General features: G+C 47.9%; 1 pseudogene. It reads right to left on the reverse strand.

From position 1 onward, the window contains the following. A pseudogene (locus AAEY62_RS20375) lies at positions 1-434 on the reverse strand (Fe/S-dependent 2-methylisocitrate dehydratase AcnD); the annotation flags it as partial.

The following is a 434-nucleotide window of genomic DNA, read 5'->3' on the forward strand; positions in this document are numbered from 1 at the left end:
CACCCATACCCACTAAGTTAGTACGGTGAATACGCTCAAACCCTTCAGCTGCAATTACTTCAACACCCGCGAGTCTTACGCCTTTTGCCGCCCAATCGCGCGACGAGCCTTGGCCATAATCTGCGCCAGCCACAATAATAAGTGGTTGCTTACGCTGCATGTATGCTTCGATTGCTTCCCACATGCGAGTATTTTTTCCCTCTGGTTCTATGCGCGCGTACGAACCTTGCTTAATTTCGCCGCTTTCATCAAGTACCATTTCATTTAGCAATTTAGGGTTAGCAAACGTAGCGCGCTGCGCTGTTAAATGATCGCCCCTATGGGTTGCGTATGAGTTAAAGTCTTCCTCAGGTACGTTCATTTTTAATAGGTATTCACCCGCGGCACTGCTGGCCATTATCGCATTTGAAGGCGATAAGTGATCGGTTGTAATG

Source organism: Pseudoalteromonas sp. GW168-MNA-CIBAN-0100 (genome assembly GCF_040309225.1).
Lineage (GTDB): Bacteria > Pseudomonadota > Gammaproteobacteria > Enterobacterales > Alteromonadaceae > Pseudoalteromonas > Pseudoalteromonas arctica.